Annotated in this window: 22 protein-coding genes; 13 read left to right on the forward strand and 9 right to left on the reverse strand. The window is 33.2% G+C overall.

The window, feature by feature from the left end:
- Window positions 1–259: 259 nt before the first annotated feature.
- Together CIT01_01020 and CIT01_01025 are read right to left on the reverse strand one after the other, a co-directional pair.
- Entirely contained in the window at window positions 260–1255 is a 996-nt protein-coding gene (locus CIT01_01020) for a pyruvate formate lyase-activating protein (protein AXV36882.1), read from the reverse strand.
- Window positions 1256–1295: 40 nt separating this feature from the next.
- On the reverse strand, window positions 1296–2099 hold the full coding sequence (locus tag CIT01_01025; GenBank protein ID AXV36883.1) for a methyltransferase: 804 nt from the start codon (window positions 2097–2099) through the stop codon (window positions 1296–1298).
- Window positions 2100–2521: 422 nt separating this feature from the next.
- On the opposite strand from CIT01_01025, the gene CIT01_01030 reads away from it, so the two are divergent.
- Window positions 2522–3148 (forward strand): hypothetical protein, encoded by a 627-nt coding sequence (locus tag CIT01_01030; GenBank protein ID AXV36884.1) that lies wholly within the window; start codon window positions 2522–2524, stop codon window positions 3146–3148.
- Window positions 3149–3223: 75 nt separating this feature from the next.
- On the opposite strand, the gene CIT01_01035 is transcribed toward CIT01_01030, so the two are convergent.
- The 7 genes from CIT01_01035 to hmd form a co-directional block, all read right to left on the reverse strand.
- The gene (locus CIT01_01035; GenBank protein AXV36885.1) at window positions 3224–3721 is read right to left on the reverse strand and encodes a hypothetical protein; all 498 of its coding nucleotides are present in this window, start codon (window positions 3719–3721) and stop codon (window positions 3224–3226) included.
- Window positions 3718–4371: a hypothetical protein gene (locus CIT01_01040; protein AXV36886.1), complete on the reverse strand. Its 654-nt coding sequence runs from the start codon at window positions 4369–4371 to the stop codon at window positions 3718–3720. The genes CIT01_01035 and CIT01_01040 overlap by 4 nt, the downstream gene beginning before the upstream one ends.
- A gap of 269 nt (window positions 4372–4640) precedes the next feature.
- The gene (locus CIT01_01045; protein AXV36887.1) at window positions 4641–5342 is read right to left on the reverse strand and encodes a Nif3-like dinuclear metal center hexameric protein; all 702 of its coding nucleotides are present in this window, start codon (window positions 5340–5342) and stop codon (window positions 4641–4643) included.
- A complete protein-coding gene (locus CIT01_01050; protein ID AXV36888.1) occupies window positions 5329–6102 on the reverse strand; it encodes a hypothetical protein in 774 nt (257 codons plus the stop codon). The genes CIT01_01045 and CIT01_01050 overlap by 14 nt, the downstream gene beginning before the upstream one ends.
- On the reverse strand, window positions 6099–6578 hold the full coding sequence (locus CIT01_01055) for a hypothetical protein (protein ID AXV36889.1): 480 nt from the start codon (window positions 6576–6578) through the stop codon (window positions 6099–6101). Before CIT01_01055 ends, CIT01_01050 begins: the two co-directional genes overlap by 4 nt.
- 8 nt (window positions 6579–6586) lie before the next feature.
- On the reverse strand, window positions 6587–7582 hold the full coding sequence (locus CIT01_01060) for a 5,10-methenyltetrahydromethanopterin hydrogenase cofactor biosynthesis protein HmdB (GenBank protein ID AXV36890.1): 996 nt from the start codon (window positions 7580–7582) through the stop codon (window positions 6587–6589).
- 149 nt (window positions 7583–7731) lie between these two features.
- Window positions 7732–8787 carry a 5,10-methenyltetrahydromethanopterin hydrogenase gene (hmd, locus tag CIT01_01065; protein AXV36891.1) on the reverse strand — a complete coding sequence of 352 codons (1056 nt, stop codon included), beginning with the start codon at window positions 8785–8787 and terminating at the stop codon, window positions 7732–7734.
- Window positions 8788–9402: 615 nt separating this feature from the next.
- Here hmd and CIT01_01070 point away from each other — a divergent pair.
- The 12 genes from CIT01_01070 to CIT01_01125 all read left to right on the forward strand — a co-directional run bounded on the left by CIT01_01070 (window position 9403) and on the right by CIT01_01125 (window position 22507).
- Window positions 9403–9828 carry a hypothetical protein gene (locus CIT01_01070; GenBank protein AXV36892.1) on the forward strand — a complete coding sequence of 142 codons (426 nt, stop codon included), beginning with the start codon at window positions 9403–9405 and terminating at the stop codon, window positions 9826–9828.
- Between the two features lie 38 nt (window positions 9829–9866).
- Window positions 9867–10973 carry an NADH:ubiquinone oxidoreductase chain G-like protein gene (locus CIT01_01075; GenBank protein AXV36893.1) on the forward strand — a complete coding sequence of 369 codons (1107 nt, stop codon included), beginning with the start codon at window positions 9867–9869 and terminating at the stop codon, window positions 10971–10973.
- A 10-nt stretch (window positions 10974–10983) separates the two neighbouring features.
- Window positions 10984–12132: a formate dehydrogenase gene (locus CIT01_01080; GenBank protein AXV36894.1), complete on the forward strand. Its 1149-nt coding sequence runs from the start codon at window positions 10984–10986 to the stop codon at window positions 12130–12132.
- Window positions 12133–12163: 31 nt separating this feature from the next.
- Window positions 12164–12571 carry a methyl-viologen-reducing hydrogenase subunit delta gene (locus CIT01_01085; GenBank protein ID AXV36895.1) on the forward strand — a complete coding sequence of 136 codons (408 nt, stop codon included), beginning with the start codon at window positions 12164–12166 and terminating at the stop codon, window positions 12569–12571.
- An 86-nt stretch (window positions 12572–12657) separates the two neighbouring features.
- Window positions 12658–13683: a methylenetetrahydromethanopterin dehydrogenase gene (locus CIT01_01090; protein AXV36896.1), complete on the forward strand. Its 1026-nt coding sequence runs from the start codon at window positions 12658–12660 to the stop codon at window positions 13681–13683.
- A 290-nt stretch (window positions 13684–13973) separates the two neighbouring features.
- On the forward strand, window positions 13974–15479 hold the full coding sequence (hmdC, locus tag CIT01_01095; protein ID AXV36897.1) for a 5,10-methenyltetrahydromethanopterin hydrogenase cofactor biosynthesis protein HmdC: 1506 nt from the start codon (window positions 13974–13976) through the stop codon (window positions 15477–15479).
- Window positions 15480–15953: 474 nt separating this feature from the next.
- On the forward strand, window positions 15954–17285 hold the full coding sequence (mcrB, locus tag CIT01_01100) for a coenzyme-B sulfoethylthiotransferase subunit beta (GenBank protein ID AXV36898.1): 1332 nt from the start codon (window positions 15954–15956) through the stop codon (window positions 17283–17285).
- A 22-nt stretch (window positions 17286–17307) separates the two neighbouring features.
- Window positions 17308–17796: a methyl-coenzyme M reductase operon protein D gene (gene mcrD / locus CIT01_01105; GenBank protein ID AXV36899.1), complete on the forward strand. Its 489-nt coding sequence runs from the start codon at window positions 17308–17310 to the stop codon at window positions 17794–17796.
- The gene (mcrG, locus tag CIT01_01110; GenBank protein ID AXV36900.1) at window positions 17797–18591 is read left to right on the forward strand and encodes a coenzyme-B sulfoethylthiotransferase subunit gamma; all 795 of its coding nucleotides are present in this window, start codon (window positions 17797–17799) and stop codon (window positions 18589–18591) included.
- Between the two features lies 1 nt (window position 18592).
- Entirely contained in the window at window positions 18593–20248 is a 1656-nt protein-coding gene (mcrA, locus tag CIT01_01115; protein ID AXV36901.1) for a coenzyme-B sulfoethylthiotransferase subunit alpha, read from the forward strand.
- Between the two features lie 244 nt (window positions 20249–20492).
- The gene (locus CIT01_01120; GenBank protein ID AXV36902.1) at window positions 20493–21206 is read left to right on the forward strand and encodes a TetR family transcriptional regulator; all 714 of its coding nucleotides are present in this window, start codon (window positions 20493–20495) and stop codon (window positions 21204–21206) included.
- 785 nt (window positions 21207–21991) lie between these two features.
- Window positions 21992–22507 (forward strand): GNAT family N-acetyltransferase, encoded by a 516-nt coding sequence (locus tag CIT01_01125; GenBank protein AXV36903.1) that lies wholly within the window; start codon window positions 21992–21994, stop codon window positions 22505–22507.
- Window positions 22508–22511 lie beyond the last annotated feature (4 nt).

The following is a 22511-nucleotide window of genomic DNA, read 5'->3' on the forward strand; positions in this document are numbered from 1 at the left end:
AAAAATCCTCATTTAAATTCAAAGTAATCATATTAGGGGCATCCAATTTCACACATCCTCAGTCCTCAAATGTAACACCTGATGCCCCTAATCTTTACACTATATTAGTTTAATATTTTTTATTTTAATAGTTCTATTTTAAATATTTTATTATTTATTAAGATTTTTATAAAAAGTTTAGAGTTAATTCATTCTAACTGTTTATTTATTATTATTACTGCATTTTTGAATTGGATTAGTTTTATAATTAAAATAAATTTTAAAAAGATTTATTAGTCCAAGGTTCCATTAAAATAGCAGGACAATGCTGATTTTCCGGGCAGTTACCACAGTTACGGGGACGACTATAACATCCTGCTTGATTTAAGAAATGATATGAATTATTCAAAGAATTATTAATCGAAGAAGGAGATATTATTGTTCCCCCTGGACTGAAACCAGAATAATCTACATTTTCAAGACCTAAATCGCGGCATTTATCCACTAAATTCTGCATAATATCACGAGAAGGTCCTGGATAATAATATAACAGGAAATGAGGTCTAAAACCCACTAAACGATAGTGTAATGTTGGATCTATATCTTTAAGAAATTGGGCAATTTTAGGTATTTCTAAATCATTAATACCTGGAATTACAACAGTACGAAAAACACGAATCTTTTCTGGATGGTTGTAGGCCAGCCATCGGGCATTATCTAAAACTGGTTGGGAATGGGCTCCAGTAACAGCTTGATGTAATTCTGGATCAAATGCCTTAATCTCAAAATTGATATACGAAGAAATGTTTTCCAATCTTTTCATAGTGCTTAATGTGCAAAAACCATTAGTGGCCAGACCCACACCTATATCGGGTATATGTTCTCTCATTAAAAATACTAACTCCTCCAGGTAGGGTGTGTGGATTGATGGCTCTCCTCCAGTAAAACTAATGATTTTAACACCAATTTTTCGGGCTAAAGAAGTTTTAAATGCATTTAAAGCTTCTCTAATTAGATTATTTGGTTGAACAAATCCCCTGTAAATCCATCCAGTATCAGGATACTGGGAAAGTCTGTAAGCATTACAATAAACACAACGAAATGTACATCCTAATAGTGTTACTGCAAAAGTCTTTAAAACAGAGGTGATTGACGTATAAGCTACCTCAGGAAGCCCAACTCTACAAATACCTCTTTCTTTTTCAAGACGGTTCACACCACAATTCCACGGGCAAAGTCTGCATTCTCTTAATTCTTTTAGAAATTTAGGGTACATAAACGCAATAAAAGCCACAATTATGCTTTTAAATTATACATTAAACAACTTTACGAACCAAAACCGAGGTGTTGTTTACATTACCTTTAGGCAGAATCATAACTTCCTTGTGAAACCCCCGGGTAGCCCTTTCAGTAACTGGAGAGTAAAGAATAGCCCTCATACCAGTATATGTTCTGTATATAACTGGAGTGGTGGTGTCCAACATTTCCCATAAATTGGCAAATACTCTCTCCTTGGGTTCTGCTAGGGCTGCCACCATTATGGTAGTGTAGTCTACATTCCTCAGCGTAGTTTCATCTCCATCCACAACTTCAATCTGAGAATCTAATCCTAATTTTTTTATTATTTGACGGGATAGTTCAGCTACTTCAGGAATTATTTCTATACTAACACCGCGGGCTTTATAAAATCTGTTTAAAAGAATTAAAGTTAATGGTAAGGGTCCTCCTCCAACAAATACTACTTTTTGTTCAGTTGTAAACTTTACCAGTTGATTTTCATTTTTTATCAATCCCAAATAACGTTCAAAAAAATGGAATGATTCTAATGTGGCCCAAGGATCTGTGGAATTCAATATTTCCCCAGCCTTTTCCGTTTCCAGACGGGTACCTAAATAGACGTAGAATTTCCTGATAATTTTAAGTGCCTCGTTCATTTTTTCGTCATCTAAAATATGTTTGGCCGAATCAAAGTCAATAACATTATCGTGAGCAATTTTCTCTACAGAGTCCAATAAAGGTATAATCTTATCCAGTGGCATTTCATGGAGTTTATACTCACCATATTCTTTAAGAGAATTAGCAATAGATTTAATTTTATCCCAATACATATAACAACTCATATTATCTCCTTTAAACATTTATATCATTATATCAATAAACATTGATAAAATAACCCAGTTAAATTAGTTATGGGTAAATAACATTTTATTTCCTAAAAATTGTTATTATTACTCATTATTTATAGAAAATTTTATATAACTAATTCTATTCTTAATTAATATAAAGCCATAGTATAGTATTAATTTATTGTTGAAATTATAGTTGGAAGTATTATATGATAAATTTTGTTTTAACCGTATAATCTAAAAATATAATGTTCCCAGATTTGTGGTTTTAAATGCCGCCACTTATTTGAGGATTGCAAATTTGATAGAAAAAATCATTCATAAATGTACAAACAAATCTCAATGATAACATGCGAAATCCATATTCCTCAGATAAAATATGGTTTTTAGGGAGGAGTTACAAGGAATATTTTTCGATGTTCAATTTATCTTTCGATCTTTTAAAAGAAGAAAAAGTGTTGGACTGTGCAGCAGGTGCAAGTTCATTCACCGCTATAGCCTCTAAAAAAGGAATAAAAAGTACTGCGACTGATCTTCTGTACTGTAAAGACCCTGCCACCCTACAAAAAATTTTCAAAAAGGACTTATCCACTTTATTTAGAATTCACTCTGGATTAGAACATAAAGTTAACTGGGGATTCTTTCAAAACTCAGAAAAAATGATTAAGGATCGATTCAATACTTTCACTAATTTCATAAATGACTATACAAAATTTAAAGAAAGGTATATCACCGCGCAATTACCCTACCTACCATTTAATGATAATCCGTTTACCTTAGCCCTTTCTTCTCATCTTCTATTCTTATACGACGACCGTTTGAACTACCAGTTTCATCTGGATTCTATTAAAGAAATGTTAAGGGTAACCAGTGAAGTACGAATTTATCCCCTGATAAGTCTTCGAGGAGATGGAAAAAAATCATTTTTTGTAAATAAAATAAAAAAAGATATTATACCCGAAGGCAAAATAAAAATATTAGACGTGAAATACCGATTCCGTGAGGGTTGCAACGAAATGATGTGTATTAAAAAAATGGAATAATTAAACAACAACAAAAATGAGATTTTTAGTATAAATCAAATTCTTGTCAAAATAAAACTGTTTCTTCTTTATTGATTATAATGAGACTTCCAGAAGCTCAACCAACAAGCTCAAAGTCTTCTGCACACCGGATCTCTGTCTTTCCAAAAGCAAATCAGAATCAGGAAAACGAAGATCTGCATAAACATCTGAAGTAGCTTTTAACATGATTTCATCTGATAATATGACTATTGCGCCTCTTCCTATCCCTGCAGTCGTCCCTATACCTACTTGAGCACCGGTTAAATCTTTAACTGCTCTGGCCATTAGATATGCAACTTTTTGATCAGTGAGTTCATCATAAACTTTGATACCTCTAATCAATTCTTGAGGTTTAGGAGGTTCAACCTTTAAAATAGATGTTAAAGCAGTTAACGTTGGAATAAACATTCCGCAGAGGAGCAATACATCTTTTTGAATATTTTGAAGATATTTAGGTCCAAATTCACCAAGATACCCTTGAGAATAGGCATGTATTTCTCGGGCAACCATCCCGTGAGTAAAACATTCAGCAGTAGATATTGTAATTGTCATTTAATATCCTTCAAAAGTTTAATTATTTCTCCAGTGGTAATTTTAGCAATTTCTTCCAGGACATAAGGCGTTACGGGTTCATCGTCCCTTATAAACTTTCCGGTGGATATTATTTTATGGTTAGTTCGAATACCATTCTTTCTTAAAGCATTGACAACAGGATTCTTGTTATCTGCCTCGGAAATGTCCATTACCTCTATTTTTTCATTACCTATTCCAAAAACACCAGCTGTGCTTATGGTAGATGCCCCCAATGCCCATGCATTTTTTATGATACAAGCAGTTATCGGTACAGTGTGTCCCCCAGCTATCTGGATGCTCACCACATCACCGTTGATAAGATGTAAATTTTCATGATTAATGTCCTCTTTAATGGGTACGACTTCTTTTATACCTCTTAACTCATGAAAGAAGTCCACTTTGTACATTCCTGTAGTGCCACCTAACATTTTAAAAATAACATCTGCCTCAGAAATTCTCTGACCATCAATAGCTGTTATTTTATGGGGGCCTCCCCGATGTATTTGAACTAAATTGATTCCAGTTCTGATCCCTAAACGGCCCAATCCTACCAATATAACATGCCCACGAGGAATTTTCATATCTTCCAGTTCTTCAATTTTTTTTCTATCTTCCAGTTCTTTGATCATCATTAAATCACTCAAAAAGAGGTGAGGGCATCTAACGTGAATTATACATTTGAGCGAAAGGTTGTTTTTATTAGATGCCCTGGAGGCAACATCCAGAACAAAACTGATCAAGTTTTGTATCCTTTTATTGCTAAGTGGCGGAGAAGTAATTGTGGCACCTTCTCCTCATCTACTAAATAGTATACACTATTATAAATACTTTTTTACTAAAAAGTATTACTTTTATGGTTTTTTTCCAAAAAAGGGAATACTTCGGTTCAGACCGTTATTTATTTGACATAAAATTCCCATGGCATTTGAGGATACTCGAACTCAACAGTTAATCCAAACTCTGAAATTAACCTACAAAGTCTTATCAAACCTGGAACCTCAGTTGCTTGGTGTGTGGCATCAACCACAAAAATACCTAATTTTATGGCAGTTAATGCCCCTTTATGAGTCAAATCTCCTGATAAAAATAAATCCACACCTTTATCATAAGCTAACTGTATGTATTCTGGGTTCAGTCCAAAACCAGAAACAATAGCCAACTTCCCAATATGACCATCATCTTTTCTGACCACATTTAGTTGTTCTGTTTTTAATACATCTGCAACATTTATTAAAAAATCTTCCAACGAAATATCAGCTGAACAAATACGGCCAATTCCTGTTTTTGTATCAAACACATCTAAAACTTTAATTTTTAAAGATTCAGCCAATGCATCATTTGCACCGCCTTGTACAATGTCCCAATTGGAATGTATGACATAGGTTGGTATGTTAGGCTTAACTAGAGGCGGGTGATGAGAAACCACTAAATCCCAATCTTCAAGTTCCAATTCATGATGATAATCCAATACCACCAGAACTTTATTTACTTCAATTGTTTCTGGATTGCCCGGCCCTATAAATCCCACAGTATCTGTTGACAAGGCCAATTCCATTGGAACTCTAGCCTCAATCATTTTGAAAAGTTCAGATGCTAACATATTCCACCTTACATTTTATTTTTTCAATGTAATATTCAATGTATTTATCAGGAGCAACAGGTTTAAGTGAAGATATAACAATGGAAGGACGATTTAGAAGTCGATAAAATTTTTTAATATCTTTTTCTTTAAAAAGTAATCCTTCATAAAAATTCATATTTGCTACTGCGTAAAGTACTCCTTCTGTTTTTAATATATCCCCTAAACTACGGCGTAAAATTTCCGTGGTCAAAGTCATGGTTCCAGAAGTTTTTGAATTTAAACCTACCGTGGTCAGTACTCCTTTGTATTGAGATTCAGAAGCTTTTAATCGTTTAGCAGTATCATTTTTTTGGCTAATGAGTTTATCACTACCATCAGATGTGGGATCTTCTACTAAAAATATTTTTGAATCAACGTATTCACTAATTACTTTCGAACTGATACCCCCTAACCCTGTGGTGTCCACCACTAAGTCAGAACCTTCAATATTAGAAAGATCATTATAAAAATCTATTTCACAGTTAATCATATCTTTAAGGTGGGGGTTTATGTCCACTACACTAACTTTAGAAAATTCACTAAGGATTTCTGCTAGTCTAATTCCAGTTAAATAGGTTCCGATTATGGTGGACTGTTCAATATTAACATCTAATGATTTGATCCAATTTAAAGCGGCCAGGCATTTTTTCTCGATTATCAAGTCAACCAGGTCGCAGACTTTTATAGTGGAAAGGAGAGTAAAAACCTCGTCAGTTATTCCTCTTTCTTTAATAATCATTTTAACACCTTGAAACCTATTCTTTCTAGAGCAATGGTCATTTCATCTATTACAGCATCTTTTAAACTTTTTTTGTGTAATACATGGGAGGGGGAGGTTGCAGCAGAAAGGATTCTGCCTTTTTTATCCATAAGCACAAGTAAAGAGCCAGAACCAGGAACTCCGAGCCGTCCCCGGGCAATGATCAAATCACAATCATAAATATCCAGTGCTAAAACAGCTTTATAAATGGCTGGAATGCGTGTAAGATCAGCAAAATTAGTATTAATTTTTAGGTGCTCTGCTAAAGGAAGATTATACCTTTTTAATACATCATTAATAGCTTCAGTTTTCACATGGTTATGATTAGGAACTACAATTTTCTGACAAGATCTTATGTACTCTTGGATAGTTTCCAATTCATCTTTTTTATCACCACGCCTTTTTCCACTAACTGATTCTTCATAAGCACTCTTAATAATCTCTTCAAAAACCATAAACCCACCTATATTTCAGGAGTAAGCCCCATTTCTTTTACACAATTTACGACTTCCTTCAAGTTTCCGTAAGTAGGTGAACCAACACCCTTTACATTTGTAGGATATTTTTCAGGAATAACCGTGGCTAAGTTATCAGCACCTGCAATTAATGAAAATTTAACATTTTCCGGTCCAATAGTAGGGGTTGGAACTGTAATTCTTATATCTGGAAAAATGAGTCGGGTGATGGCAATAGTTTTCATCTGTTCAATCAAGTTGCAAGGAGGATGGTGTTCCATGGGAGTGCCCTGATATGGATTAAATCCCATAATTGGAATTTCACCTAATGTAGGAAATTCTTTGAGGAAAAATAGATGATTTACCCTGTCTTGATATGATTCACCCAACCCTATAAGCAGTCCAGAGGAAAGTTCAAGCTCTGCTTCGCTTATTAACATACAGGCTTTTATTCTATCTTTCAATCTCTCTCCAGGTTTCAGGTAATTAAAAAGTTGATGATTCAAAGTCTCAATATTACAACATATGGTATCAGTTCCATATTCGGCCATTTCTGCCAGAGAGCTCTGATTTAAATCCGTTCCCACATTCACTAATAACTCTAATGAAGTATTTTCTTTTACTATGCGACTTGCTTCCACTGCATGTTGGCCTTGATACCCATGTGCACCGGAACAGCTAACTCGTGGGATTCCAGACATTTCAACCGCCTTAACTGCTTTTAATATTTCATAATTTGACTTGTAAAAAGGATGATAATATCCATCCAGCGAAGTTTCTGCAGCAAAACCACAATATTTACATTTAGGCGTTATTTTACATATATTGGTTAGATGGACCGTAGAAGTTAGTTTAATTGTGCTATTCTTAGAATTTCTTAAGTTTGACGCTGCATCAAATATCTGTTCAACATGTTCTCCTGATTTAACTTTAAACAGATCGTATACTTCTTTTTTTGCAAGTTTTTCTTCTCTTAATGCTTTTGAGATGATTTTTTTTATCAATTTAGCACCTTGATATTTTTATGAGTGATATATTAATGAAATAATTTATTTACCCATCCATGGAGACTAAATGGTCTGAATGTGCAGAACTATAGAATATTCTAATTTTCTTTGAATTTTATTTAAAAAATAAAAAGGGGTTAAATAATTTATACATTACAGGTAGGACCTTTACCTTTCCTCTTTTCCATTACTTCTAAAATAGACGGTAAAACATCAGCAGCTGCCCCGAAATTCATTGAGTCCGCAGTTCCAAGTAAAGCCCCAGGATCAAGTTTTTCTTCCATGTGGTCTATTCCCACTTTATCCATTAAATCAGTGACCTGAGATAATGATTCTTTAGCCATCATCTGGGCAAAACCGGCAGGTGCACCTAATACATTCATTACAGAGTCACGATAACTGAGAATTCCAGCATAAGTTATTGCAGTTAATGCAGAACACATATCACAAACTGGACCTAATAATTCAGCAGGTAGTTTAAAAGCATTGCCTCGTGCAGCAACACCCCAATCAACTAAGTCACAGATTGATTCTTCCGAGGCGTAACCTTCAGCAATGTAAACCTGTCCCTTCATTTCTGGTACTGCTCCCGGATGGTAAGATGATACATTAAATTTAGGGGCAATATTCATTTCATCACTGCTTAAATCTTCAAATATTTTCTGGAACATAGTAGTAGGTACTGTGCAGGCATGGGTCAAAATAGCGCCTTCTTTAAGATTATCAGCAAATTTTTCAATAATCCCCATTTGCATATCTCCCTTAGGTAACCATGTCATGACCCAATCTGCATCCTCAACTGCTTCAATATCGTCAGAAGTTACCTCAAAACCAAGGTCTTCAGGGTGGGTAAAATGTATTGCACCTTCTGGGGGTTTTGGAAGATCTTTAGCCACTTGGTTAACCTTTTCTCGTATTTGTGGCATTACACTTTCTGGGTTATCTTTGTGGGCTTCAATAACCTTTTCATATTCAAAATCGTCTATTACTGTGAAATCGTTATCAAATACCGGATCGGATACTACAACTTCATCAATCCCAGCTAATTCCTTTAATTCAGCACCCATAGTTATGGTTGAATGTGTCATGGCTATTTCTGGTTTGCCAACCATTTCCGCAACTTCACAGGCTCGGGTGAAGTTTGTTATTCCACTTGCAGCATGTGTCCTGTAACACCCTGCACCTAATATTGCAATCTTCATACTATCACTCCTTTTTTTACTACAATGTTAATACTACTAACATTTTTAGTAGTACATATGTTGGATTAATATTAGACAATATAAATATTTTGGTTTAATTTTAGGCGTAATAAAGCCAATAAAAACACTATAAAAAGAAGTATTAATTTTTAAAAATATTTTGAGACTTTCCAGCTTTTTCAATAGATCTTAATACATATCTTTAAAAAAGAACCACATTAGTAATAAATTGATAGTAATAAAAAATTGTAAATTAATAACAATAATTTAATTTAATAAAACATATTAATAATGTAATTAACGTCTTGAAATGATATATTATACCCATTATTCTACTTTAACTAATTTTTAATGATATTGAAATGTTAAAATATCCATAAATAACTTAAAAAAGCAATAAAATAGTTAATAAGATAAAAATAGATAATAATTTTTTGTAAAAAAATCATAAATAATATATCTTATAATTAATATCCAAAGAATTCTTTCTGTATCAATAAAAAAAAGAGAATTATTAGGTATTTTGGCTAAAAAGAGCTTTTTTGATGTTTTAATAAATCAAAAATAATATATAAGTAATACTAACTATTGGTTATTTAATAAGAGGTGAACGAAATGAAAATCTCTGTAAATAAAATTCAAATTATTCGTCCTGAATCAAATCCAAAAAAATCTAGTCTAAATCTAAATGTGGATTGGCACGTTGATTTTATGGAAAAAAGTAGGTCTTCGATGGAATATTCCTGTTTCATCAAAACTTCCCCTGAATATCCCATAGATTTTAAAATTAATGGAATAGTTGGATCTGAAAACCTGAAAGAAGAAAATAAAATAGAATCTAAAGATTTAAAAGATCTAAATACAATTTTACCAGGCATTATCTTTGATAATAGTCTGAATATCATGTTAAACTTAATAAATTTAACAAAAGACGTTAATATCAGTATAAATAGATCAAATCAATATTTAAAGGATTCATTAGCTAAAAAAAATTCTATAAAAAGTAATTACACAAAAATTAATCCTTGTTTGAATTATTAATGACTTTTAGGCTTAATGACAGAGTTAAAGGTGAAAAAATGGAAGTATTGCATAGTATTTGTCCAAGTTGCAGTTTAGGATGTGGAATAAACTTAATAACTAACGAAAATAAGGTTTTAGGAACTTATCCCTACCAAAGGCACCCTGTTAATGAAGGAAAAACTTGTTATGAAGGGAGACAGTGTTATAAATTGATAGATGATGAAAAAAGGTTGAAAAATCCATTAATAAATAAAAATAGCAAATTAATAAAATCTGATTGGGAAGAAGCTTTAGATGTAGTAGTATCCAAAATGAAATCTTATTCCTCAGAAGAAATAGGGATAATAGGCTCAGGAAAATGTGCAAATGAAGAAATGGATACATTGAAAGAACTTGCAAACACATTAAATATAGAGAATATTGGATTCTTTACGGGTAATATGCCTAAATTTGAAATAAAAACTGCAAGCCTTGAGGATGTGGAAAATTCAAATTTCATCTTAATAATGGGTGACGTGATAAAAGAAAATCCTCTACTGGGTAGAAGAGTAATATTAGCCTCAGATAAAGGTGCAGAAATAATCACGATAGATACATTAAATAAAACATTTACCGGCATAAATTCTGATGAATATATAAAAACTGAAAGTATTTCTAAATTTTTAGATACAATTGATTTGGAATTAATAAATAAGCTCAATGAATCATCTGTTATCATATTTAATAAGTTGGATAACCAAAAAGACTTTGAAACTATCCATAATATTGCAGAAAATTCTAAATCTAAAATACTCCCTGTAATGGAGGACTGCAACATATGGGGAATAATGAAAATTCTTCCTGCTCTTGATAAAAGGGATATTGAAAATCTTATAAATAATGTAAAATTACTCTATGTAGTTGGAGCAAATCCAGCATCCTTTGCAGAAGAATCCCTTAAACATATTGATTTTTTAATTACTCAAAGCAGCCATATTAACGAAACTGTTTTACTTTCAGATGTGGTACTCCCTGCTTCATGTTGGGCTGAAAAAACTGGAACATTCATTAATACCACAGGAGTACCACAAAAAATCTCAAAAATTCTCTCCACACCAGATGATGTGCTTGAAGATGAAATTATAATAAAAAAAATTGCAGAAAAAATGGGAATTGAATTATAGGTGATAAAATATGAATCCTGAATATTTACTGGCTCGATCAAAAAATGAAGAAATAATAGAAAAGGGAGAATGTGGTGGAGCAGTTAGTTCTATTTTCCAGTATCTCCTGGATAAGGAAATTGTAGATGGAGTTCTAGCATTAACTATGGGTGAAGATATTTATGATGGAATTCCAACCCTTATTGAAGACTCATATGATATAATAAAGACCTGTGGCTCTCTACATTGTGCTCCCACCATGTTTGGAGATCTGATTAAAAATTATCTGAAAGATATGAAACTAGCTGTAGCTGTGAAACCCTGCGATGCAATGGCCATAAGAGAACTAGAGAAAAGAAAACAAATCGAAAAGGATAATATTTACAAAATTGGTTTAAACTGTGGTGGAACAGTATTACCAGTTACAGCAAGGAAAATGATCGACCTTTTCTATGAAGTGGATCCAGATGATGTGATTAAAGAAGAGATAGACAAAGGAAAATTCATAATTGAACTTAAAGATGGCAGTCATAAAGCAGTGGAAATAGATGAACTTGAAGAACAAGGTTATGGCCGACGCAGCAACTGTCAAAGGTGTGAATTAAAGATTCCTAGAAACGCAGATATAGCCTGTGGAAACTGGGGAGCCGAACCAGGATGGACATTTATAGAAATAAACACTGAAAAAGGGAGAAATTTAGTTGAAGCAGCTACAAAAGAAGGCTATATAACAGTTAAAGAGCCTTCCCCCCAATCTATTGTCATAAGAAGTAAAATTGAGGAAGCCATGATAAAACTGGCATCCAAATTTCAGGAAAAATATCTTGAAGAAAATTATCCTTCCCCTGAAAACTGGGACAAATACTGGAACAGATGCATTAAATGTTTCTCATGCAGAGATGTTTGCCCAATTTGTTACTGCAAAGAATGTGCATTAGATAATGAATGTTATGTTACTGAAAACGAGATCCCTCCAAATCCTCTAACATTCCAAGGCATAAGATTATCCCACATAAGTTTTAGTTGTATAAATTGCGGCCAGTGCGAAGATGTGTGTCCTATGGAAATTCCTATCGCTGTGATTTTCCAAAAAATGCAGAAAAAATATGAAGATGAAACAGGATTCGTTGCAGGGGTTAGTGAAGAATTACCACCATTATACAGTCCTGAAAAGGAGTAAATTAACAATTAATTTTAAAAAGGTGATTAATATGTCTGATGAACCAAAAATATTAGGATTTTGTTGTAACTGGTGTTCATATGGTGGGGCAGATACCGCAGGAACTGCCCGAATGCAATACCCTTCAGGAGTTAGAATCATAAGGGTTATGTGTTCTGGAAGAATCAACCCTGAGATGATACTCAAAGCTTTTAAAGAAGGAGCTGATGGAGTATTTGTAGGTGGATGTCATATAGGAGATTGTCACTATGATGCTGGAAATTACAAATGGAGAAGAAGAGCAAAATTTATTAAAGATCTTCTTCCGGAGTTTGGTATAGATGAAAAAAGGTTCAGATTTGAATGGATCTCTGCTTCAGAAGGGGATAAGTTCCAAAAGACTATGGTAGATTTTTATGATGCCATCAAAAAGCTCGGACCTCTGGAACGATCTACCTAACCTTAATTTTTTTAAATATTGTATAATTGTTATGAGCTCATTTAACTTTATAATCATAAATATATCATTTCTATCTGGTGAATGAAATGAAAATTGCAGTATATGGTGCAGGAAATCAGAATCTCTATGTTAAACAACTTAATCTCCCTGAAAAATATGGTGGATTACCTCCATACGGTGGGAGTAAAATGGCAATAGAGTTTGCCCAATCCGGACATGAAGTTTATCTGGCTGAACCTAACCAGGACATGCTCACTGATGATCATTGGAAAAGTGTTAAAGATGCAGGGGTGGAGATCACTTCAGACGATGTTGAAGCAGCTAAAAATGTAGAAATAGCAGTATTGTTCACTCCTTTTGGTAAAAAAACATTTAAAATTGCTAAAGAAATTATCAAATATATTCCTGAAAACGGAATCATCGCTAATACATGTACAGTTTCTCCTTTAGTACTTTACTATGTTTTGGAAAAAGAACTTAGAAAAGATCGAAAAGACATTGGTATTGCTTCCATGCATCCGGCAGCAGTACCTGGAACTCCACAACATGAACATTACGTTATAGGGGGACATTCTACCAATAATATAGATATTGCCAGCGACAAACAAATCCAAAAATGCGTAAAACTGGCAGAAAGCTGTGGAAAGGAAGCATTTATAGTTCCTGCAGATGTTTCCTCAGCAGTATCTGACATGGGATCTCTTGTAACTGCCGTAACCCTTTCTGGTGTCCTTGATTATTATTATATAGGCACGCAAATAATTAAAGCACCTAAAGAAATGGTAGAAAAACAGATTCTCATGACTTTGCAAACTATGGCCTCGTTAGTTGAAACTTCAGGTGTAAATGGCATGTTAAAAGCTATAAATCCTGATTTACTCATAAAAAGTGCTAAATCAATGCATTTACTTGATGAACAGGGCGAACTGGATGCTGCAATCACAACCCTATCTAAACTTAATTCTGAAGTACTGGAATGGGCTGAAAAATCTGATATCAAACCTACTTATTTAGTGGCAGCACAGGCACTAACCAGTGAACTGCAAAATTTAATGGGAAAAAATGCATCAGAAGGTACTATACGTAGATGCATGAGAAAAATGTTTGAATAATAATCCAAAGCATGAAAAAAGTGTTTAAAGACCATTTAATAGAATACTGAGTATCTATTTTCTTTTTTATTAAAATGGAATAATCTGTTTCAATATTTTAATTTTTTTACGCCAGTATTAATAATAGGAACTAATTTAAGAACTTAGTAATACTAAATTGAAAATTAATGATAATAGTTAAATATAAAATGCGTTTATTTAATTCTATAAAGCTTTAGAACGGAATTATAAAAATACTGAATTTTAATGAAATATTTAAAAAGATTTTGAAACTACAAAAGGCGATAAAAATGCATGAAATAATAAAAGAATCCATAAATGATATGGATGCAGCATTAAAACTTTGTAAATCATCAAAAAACGTTGTTGACGTGGTGGACGCAGTGTCAGAACTCAATACTTATGATGCCAGTAAACTGGGAATGAATTTTAAGAGATTTCCATTAGGTTGCGATTTAACTGAAATTATTGTAGGAACTTGTGCATCTGACCTCAATAAAATTGACCTTTATGGAAATTCTATTTTAGCAGACATGATAGGAGCACCGATACATATATGTGCCTATGCCTTTGCAGATATTGCAGAATCACACGGCATGAAGAGTATAGATATTATCCGAGAAGTTAATGAATTAATTGAAGTACCGCTGGATCTTGATCATTTCGGACGTTATGGGCCCATGAGATTTCCTAAAGAAATAGTAAAATGTTCAGGACAATGTTATTCTGCCGGACCACCATATAACGGATGTCCCCGAGATAGAATACACTCACGACTTATTGAAAAAGAAAAAGAAGATGAAGTGGATAAAGAAGAGTGGGTAAAACTTAGTTCTGCTGTTGCAATTAATTTAACCAGTGAACAAGGTGGAGAAGGGCATGCGGCACCATTAGAAGAAGCAGAAGAAACTTCAAAACTTGCCAAAAAGTATGGTAAGGGAGTGGAAGCCATCATGTTTGTTGGTGACGGTTATGAAGACCTTATAACAGGTTTTGAAAAGGGAATTGAATTAGGTGCTGATGTGTTTGTTTTAGAAGGTGGACCATTCAACACATCTAAAAATAGGTTGGAAAGCTTTGCAAAAGCAGTTTCTATGGCCAGAATTCTTGTTCCTGGAAAAGTGGTAGCAACCAATGGTGCGTATGAAGATGAATGTAGAGTTGGTTTAAGAGCGGGTCTTAATGCAATAATTACTGGTTTTCCAAAGAATCATCATGGTTATATGTGCGGATATTCACCAGGAACGGCTAAAAGAGGTAATTTTGGACTATCTAGAATAATAAAAATTATGAAAGAGGAAGTTAAAAGTCAATTAACTAACGTACCCATTCAAAAAGGAGAATTAAAAGCCCTGGCTAGAGCTGTGAAAATTGTGGGAATTGATAATATATATCCTAATAAAATTGGATCTTTAGAGGTTGGTGATGCTCACTGGGTTGCTTTAGCAAACTCAAACCTTTACAAAAATATAAAAATTGAAAGAAATACCAGAGATGTAGTAGATATTTTGGAAGGTAGTAGTGTATCATTATTAGGAGGTAGATTTGTTTCATGGGCTTTGGCCAAAGAATTAGATGGTTATGTGGATGAAATTATTATCAGTGACATTGATCCGTGGGTAGAAAAAGCCACAATAAATAACTTGCAGGAAGAATTAAATTCAAATGTTATTGGTGCAGGATCCAATGACAAAAAGGCCTTTGAAAATTCAAATATGGCTGTTATAACATCTACTGTGCCTCAGATCGTTAATAAAATCTCTAAAAACTTAGATGCTGCTATAAGATTGATATAAATTATTTATATTTTTTTGTATAAAACATTATTTTTCAATTTAGTCCTATTTAAAAACATAAAATTGATAAAAGAAATTTTTTAGAATTTTTTAATATATTATTCATTTGATTAATCTCTAAAATTAAGTAAAAGTTATTTAATACCATTTTTCAATCAGACTATTTTAACTGCAAACTTTATATACTAAATGACCAGTAATTATAAAATAACTTATAGTCATATTATTACTATAAGTTAAATATGTTAAAATCAGGAAAATGAAAAGGAACATCATATTTATTTAATAACGATGTTTTTTTTTCACTGCTACAAAGGTTTTAAAAAAATTAACTGAGATAAATTTATATTGAGCCTTTTTCCCCCTAACAAATGTTTGCTCTCTCTCAAATTTTTATTCTTAAAGCCGTTTGTAGCTTTTCTTACCTGCTAGTTTCATTTTAAAATGAAAACAATCAAAAGAGGTGTAAAAGTAATGCCAACATATGAAGATAGAATAGACCTATACGGGGTGAATGGAAAGCTTTTAGAAGAAAATGTTCCTTTAGAAGCAGTTAGCCCCATGATAAATCCTACAATCGAAAAAATAGTGCATGAAGTGAAACGTTCAGTTGCTATTAATTTATCAGGAATAGAAACATCACTAGAAAAGGCAGCTTACGGTGGAAAATCAAATTTTGTCCCTGGAAGGGAATTAAAAATACCCTTGGTTGACAATGTAGACTTGATATCTGAAAAGATTAGACGAATGATTCAAGTCAAAGAAGATGATGATTTTAACATCAAACTCATCAACGGGGGCAAACAAATGCTGGTACAATTGCCTTCACAGAGAATGACTATGGCAGCAGATTATACTGTTTCCACTTTAGTAACAGGAGGAGCAGTAATTCAAGCAATCATAGATACATTTGATGTTGATAAGTTCGATGCACCTGCAGTTAAAACTGCTGTTTTAGGAAGATATCCTCAAACTGTAGATTTCTCAGGGGCAAACATTACTGCCCTACTTGGACCGCCAGTTATGCTGGAAGGACTTGGATACGGTCTTCGAAATATAATGGCTAACCACGTGGTTGCAATTACCAAGAAAAATACCCTTAACGCAGTAGCTTTATCTTCAATTTTGGAACATACATCTATGTTTGAAACAGGTGATGCATTAGGTGCATTTGAAAGATATCATCTTTTAGGGATGGCATATCAGGGATTAAACGCTAATAATCTCGTATTTGACTTGGTCAAAGAAAACGGGAAAGGTACAGTGGGAACTGTTGTTGCATCATTAGTTGAAAGAGCCTTAGACGATGGAGTAATAAAAGTAGCAAAAACAATGCCGTCAGGATACAAAGTATATGAACCTACAGATTGGGCATTATGGAATGCTTACGCTGCATCTGGATTGATAAGTGCAGTAATTGTTAACATAGGTGCATCTAGAGCCGCTCAAGGAATAGCATCCACAATATTATACTACAACGACATATTGGAATATGAGACTAGTCTTCCTAGCGTAGATTATGGACGTGTGGAAGGTACAGGTGTAGGTATGAGTTTCTTCTCCCACTCAATTTATGGAGGAGGCGGTCCAGGAACTTTCCACGGAAACCACGTTGTAACTAGACATAGTAAAGGATTTGCAATCCCATGTTCTGCTGCAGCAATGTGTTTAGATGCAGGGACACAGATGTTTTCAGTTGAAGCGACATCCGGATTGGTGGGCACAGTTTACGGAGATATAAACTACTTCAAAGAACCAATAAAATATGTAGCAGATGGAGCTCGAGAAATAAAAGATAAAATATAAAAATAATATTTGTGGCGGTAATATGGAAAAAATTAAAGCCGTAGATGTAAAAATATTTCCTTACCGACGTTTAAAGCCCGAAACTGCCGAGAAAATACTTAATCGTATTATGGAATTTGATGGGATTTTAAGGATTTTGGTAAATGGAAAATCCATACCTAAAATTATAGGTTATGGTCCTGCAAAGGGAACACCAGTTAATCATGAAGATAGAAAGGTTATTAAAGTAAAAAAAGAAAATTTAGAACTTTTTGTTACAGTTGGGGAATTAATAATAACCTTAAGGTATGAAAAACTGGACTTATTCCTGAAAAAATTAGAAAAGTTGTTAAAAAATAATTTAAGCTGTGAATATGATGTTTCAGCAGGTATTTTTACAAAAACGAATATTACTGTTTCTGATTATTTAAAATTAGGTTTAGGATTTGAGGAAGGTATTGATCCTTCCCTAATAGGAATGGTAGATCCTAACTCAAAGTCCTGTGATACTATAAAATTAATAGGTGATTAAATGTCTTATAAAGCTCAGTACTCCCCTGGAGAAACAAAAATTGCTGAAAATCGTAAAAATCATATGGACCCTGATTTCGAACTTAAAAAGATTAGGGAAATTGCGGATGAAGATATAGTTAAAATTTTAGGTCATAGAAACCCTGGAGAAGGTTACAAAACTGTACATCCGCCTCTTGAAGAAATGGATTTTGAAGAGGATATGATGAAAGAACTGGTAGAACCTTTAGCTGGTGCAAAAGAAGGTAACCGAACAAGATATGTTCAATTTACAGATTCAATGTACAATGCACCTGCACAACCATATGATAGAGCTAGAACTTACATGTGGAGATTTAGAGGTGTAGATACTGGAACATTATCCGGAAGACAAGTTATAGAAATAAGGGAACTAGATTTAGAAAAAATATCAAAAACATTGGTTGAAACGGAATTCTTTGACCCTGCAAAAACAGGTATACGCGGTGCAACTGTCCACGGTCATTCATTAAGATTGGACGAAAATGGGTTGATGTTTGATGCTCTTCAAAGATACGTGTACAATGAAGAAACTAATCAAATATCTTACATAAAGGACCAGGTTGGAAGACCCTTAGACGAGCCAGTGGATATGGGTGAGGCCTTAGATGAGGACCACCTCAAAGAAATAACCACAATTTACAGAAGTGATAACATAAGTATGCGAGAAGATAAAGAAGCAATCGAGGTTGTTGAAACAATTCACTCAGCGAGGACCGATGGTGGATTTGGATTAGAAGTTTTCAAAAGTGATTTAAAGCGTAAATTAGGTGAATAAAATGGAAAACGAAAAAAAATTGTTTCTAAAAGCTTTAAAAAATAAATTTGACGAGGATCCTAACGAACATTACACAGACTATTATTGCTTTGGAGGTTGGGAGCAGTCACCTCGTAAAAAAGAATTTAATGAATATGCTGAAAAACTAGAGAAAGAAAGAGGAGGTCTTCCATTTTATAATCCGGATATCGGGGTTCCATTAGGCCAGAGAAAGTTAATGGCCTATAAAATATCTGGAACAGACACTTACGTAGAAGGTGACGATCTCCATTTCTGTAATAACAGTGCAATTCAGCAGTTATCAGATGATATAAAAAGAACCATTATTGTGGGTATGGACACTGGCCATGCCGTTCTAGAAAAACGTTTAGGTGTAGAAGTTACACCAGAAACCATAAATAATTATATGGAAACAATAAACCACGCCCTCCCTGGAGGAGCTGTTGTTCAAGAACACATGGTAGAAGTTCATCCAGGTTTAGTAGGAGATTGTTATGCTAAAATATTTACAGGAGACGATAATCTCGCTGATGAACTTGATAAAAGGTTTATGATAGATATAAACAAAGAATTTCCAGAAGAACAAGCCGAGATGTTGAAAAGTTACGTTGGCAGCAAAACCTATCAGATAAGTAGAGTACCTACACTGGTTGTAAGAACTTGCGACGGAGGAACAGTATCCAGATGGTCTGCAATGCAGATTGGTATGAGTTTCATTTCAGCATACAAACTCTGTGCAGGGGAAGCCGCAATAGCAGACTTTTCATATGCAGCAAAACATGCCGATGTAATTGAAATGGGAACATTTTTACCAGCTAGAAGGGCAAGAGGACCAAACGAGCCAGGAGGAATTGCATTTGGAGTTTTAGCAGATATGATTCAGACCTCCAGGATTTCAGATGACCCTGCCAAAATTAGTTTAGAAGTTATAGCAGCCGCAGCAGCTATTTACGACCAGATCTGGCTCGGTTCTTACATGTCTGGTGGTGTCGGGTTTACACAATATGCAACTGCTTCTTACACAGATGATATATTAGACGACTTTGTATACTATGGAAAGGAATATGTGGAAGATAAATATGGTATTTGTGGAACCAAAGCAGATATGGATGTTGTAAAAGATATTTCAACTGAAGTAACATTATATGCAATGGAACAATATGAAATTCCAACACTCTTAGAGGATCATTTTGGAGGATCACAAAGAGCAGCAGTAGCTGCAGCAGCAGCAGGATGTTCTACCGCGTTTGCTACAGGAAACTCAAATGCGGGAATTAATGGATGGTATTTAAGCCAAATCTTGCATAAAGAAGTTCACAGTAGACTAGGTTTCTATGGATACGATCTTCAAGATCAATGTGGAGCTTCAAACTCATTATCCGTAAGAAGTGATGAAGGGTTAATCCATGAGTTAAGAGGACCTAATTATCCTAACTATGCTATGAATGTAGGTCACCAGCCAGAATATGCTGGAATAGCCCAAGCACCTCACGCTGCAAGGGGCGACGCTTTTTGTGTCAATCCTTTAATCAAGATAGCCTTTGCAGATAAAAACCTTGCATTTGACTTTGAAAGACCAAGAAAATCCATTGCCAAAGGTGCATTAAGAGAATTCATGCCTGGCGGTGAAAGAGCTTTAATTAATCCCGCAGGTTAGGGAGTATCCCTTTTAAATGTGGATTATTTCCACAATTTTTTTATTTTTTTAATATTGTTCTATTCCAAACTAATTTTTAAATAGTCTATTTTAATAGCAATAACATTAATTATTTTATTTTAGGTAACAGATAACAATAATTTAAAAGATGCCAATACAATTTAAATTATTCAGCACTGTAAAAAATTATTTTATAAACATAATACTATATATCTAATACAAATAAAGAAAAATGGGTGAATATATGTCAATCGTAGAGAGAAGGGAAAGAGAAAAAAAGAAACGAAAAAATGATATTATCAACGCTGCAGAAAGACTATTCTTTTCAAAAGGCTATGATAATGTTTCTATGAATGACATAGCACAAGATGTAGAACTTTCCAAAGCAACTATATATTTATATTTTGAAAATAAAGAGTCACTATTTTTTACAATTGTACTGAGGGGAACTAGAATCTTAAACTCTATGATCAAAAAAGCAGTGCATAATGAAGATAAAGGTATAAACCTGGTAAATGCATATAGAACTGCTTATTACAAGTTTACCAAAGAATATCCAGATTATATCCAGATCTATAACTATTTCCAGTCTGGAAGGTTCAATTTGGCTAGTAAAAAAATTATTGAAAATGAAATTGTAAAGAAAGAAACTAAAAAACAATCAGGTAATTCCCTACCATATATTAGTGAATGTGCAATGGAAATTCTCAAGTTGCGTAATGAAAGATTCTCAATTCTCTGTCAATCAATTAAAAAAGGTATTGACGATGGGACAATTCGTCAAAATTTGGATCCTGTTGAAGTTACAGTATTGTTATCTGCAATATCCAAAAGCTTGTCCCACATACCACATGATCATGAAAAAATGCTCCAAAGTCGTGGAATAGATCATGATAAATATTTTAGGGATGTTAGTGAATTTATACAGCGTATGATAATGAACAAAGAGATTGAATAAAAATATTTCCAGTAAAAAATCTACAATTTCTCATGAAAGATTACCAATAAATTCAATCAATATAAACAAAATTGTTATATTATTTAATAAGCTGATTAGGTTATACTCCTTTTTTATAAAATTTATTTAACTGATCCATTGAAAGGAAATTTAGCATATTTCTTAATTTGGACTTAATTTGGAAATTTTAAAAAAGTTTGATTTTAAATTAAAAAATTATTATTAAAAAGTTTATAAGGCACCGATAAGGAGTTATTTGATTATAAACTTAGATTTCGATGCCCTATTCCTTTTTTAGTGTTTACGGGTCTATAATGGCAGATAGACTTTTAATGGGTATATTCAAGGAGGGAATATGGTTCAAATAAACACTTGAATTTTTTTGTTTGAGGTAATAACTATCTTTTTTGCCATTAAAGGATGGTTATTCTTTATTTTATTTAATACTTTCTATTTATTTCGTATTATTACTTAAAGGTAGAATTTCTTTCTATTGTTAATACATTTTGGATAAAAATCAATACTATTTGAAATTAAAATTATTTTGCATAATGAATTTTGAATACAAAATTAAAATCAAAATTAAGAAGCCACTAATTTATTTATCTTAATTGTATTATTTAGTGAAATCAAATTTTATGTTTTCAGTTAATATTGCTATTTTTACCAATATTTTTTTATATAAATTTAGACTAATAGAGGTCATATCATAACTATGTCTAAAGGAGTATTACTAATTATTGGATATAGGAACGAATAGTAATAATTAGAATATAGGTGTTCAAATGAGCTACTTCAGAATCAAAAAGTTAGAAAAAGAGGATATTCAACTTTTTAAAGTCCGTAAATTTCTTTTTAATATAATTGAAGAAGAATTTGGATATGGTTACATTCCAGAATACCATAAAGATATAAAAGCCCTGGCTGACCATTATATTTACCCCATGAAAAATCAATTTTACATGGCAATTCACAATAAAACCCAAAAAGTTATTGGTACTCTAGGCATTAGATCCTATGATAAAAACTTTGAAATTTTTGATGGAGTTTATCAAGCAGAAGATACAGCCAGTATATGGAGAGTTTTTGTTGATAACAGGTACAGAAGAAATGGAGTTGCCTCTTCACTGGTTAAAACTGCTGAGAAATTCTGTGAAAATGCAGGTTATAAACAGATATATTTACATACCCATAAAACAGTGCAGGGGTCTGTGGACTTCTGGATATCAAAGGGATATAAAATTACTGAAGACACCAATAATGAATTAGGAACTGTACACATGGAAAAACTAATTTTATGAAATA

Origin of the sequence: Methanobacterium sp. BRmetb2, from assembly GCA_003491285.1 — an archaeon.
Lineage (GTDB): Archaea > Methanobacteriota > Methanobacteria > Methanobacteriales > Methanobacteriaceae > UBA117.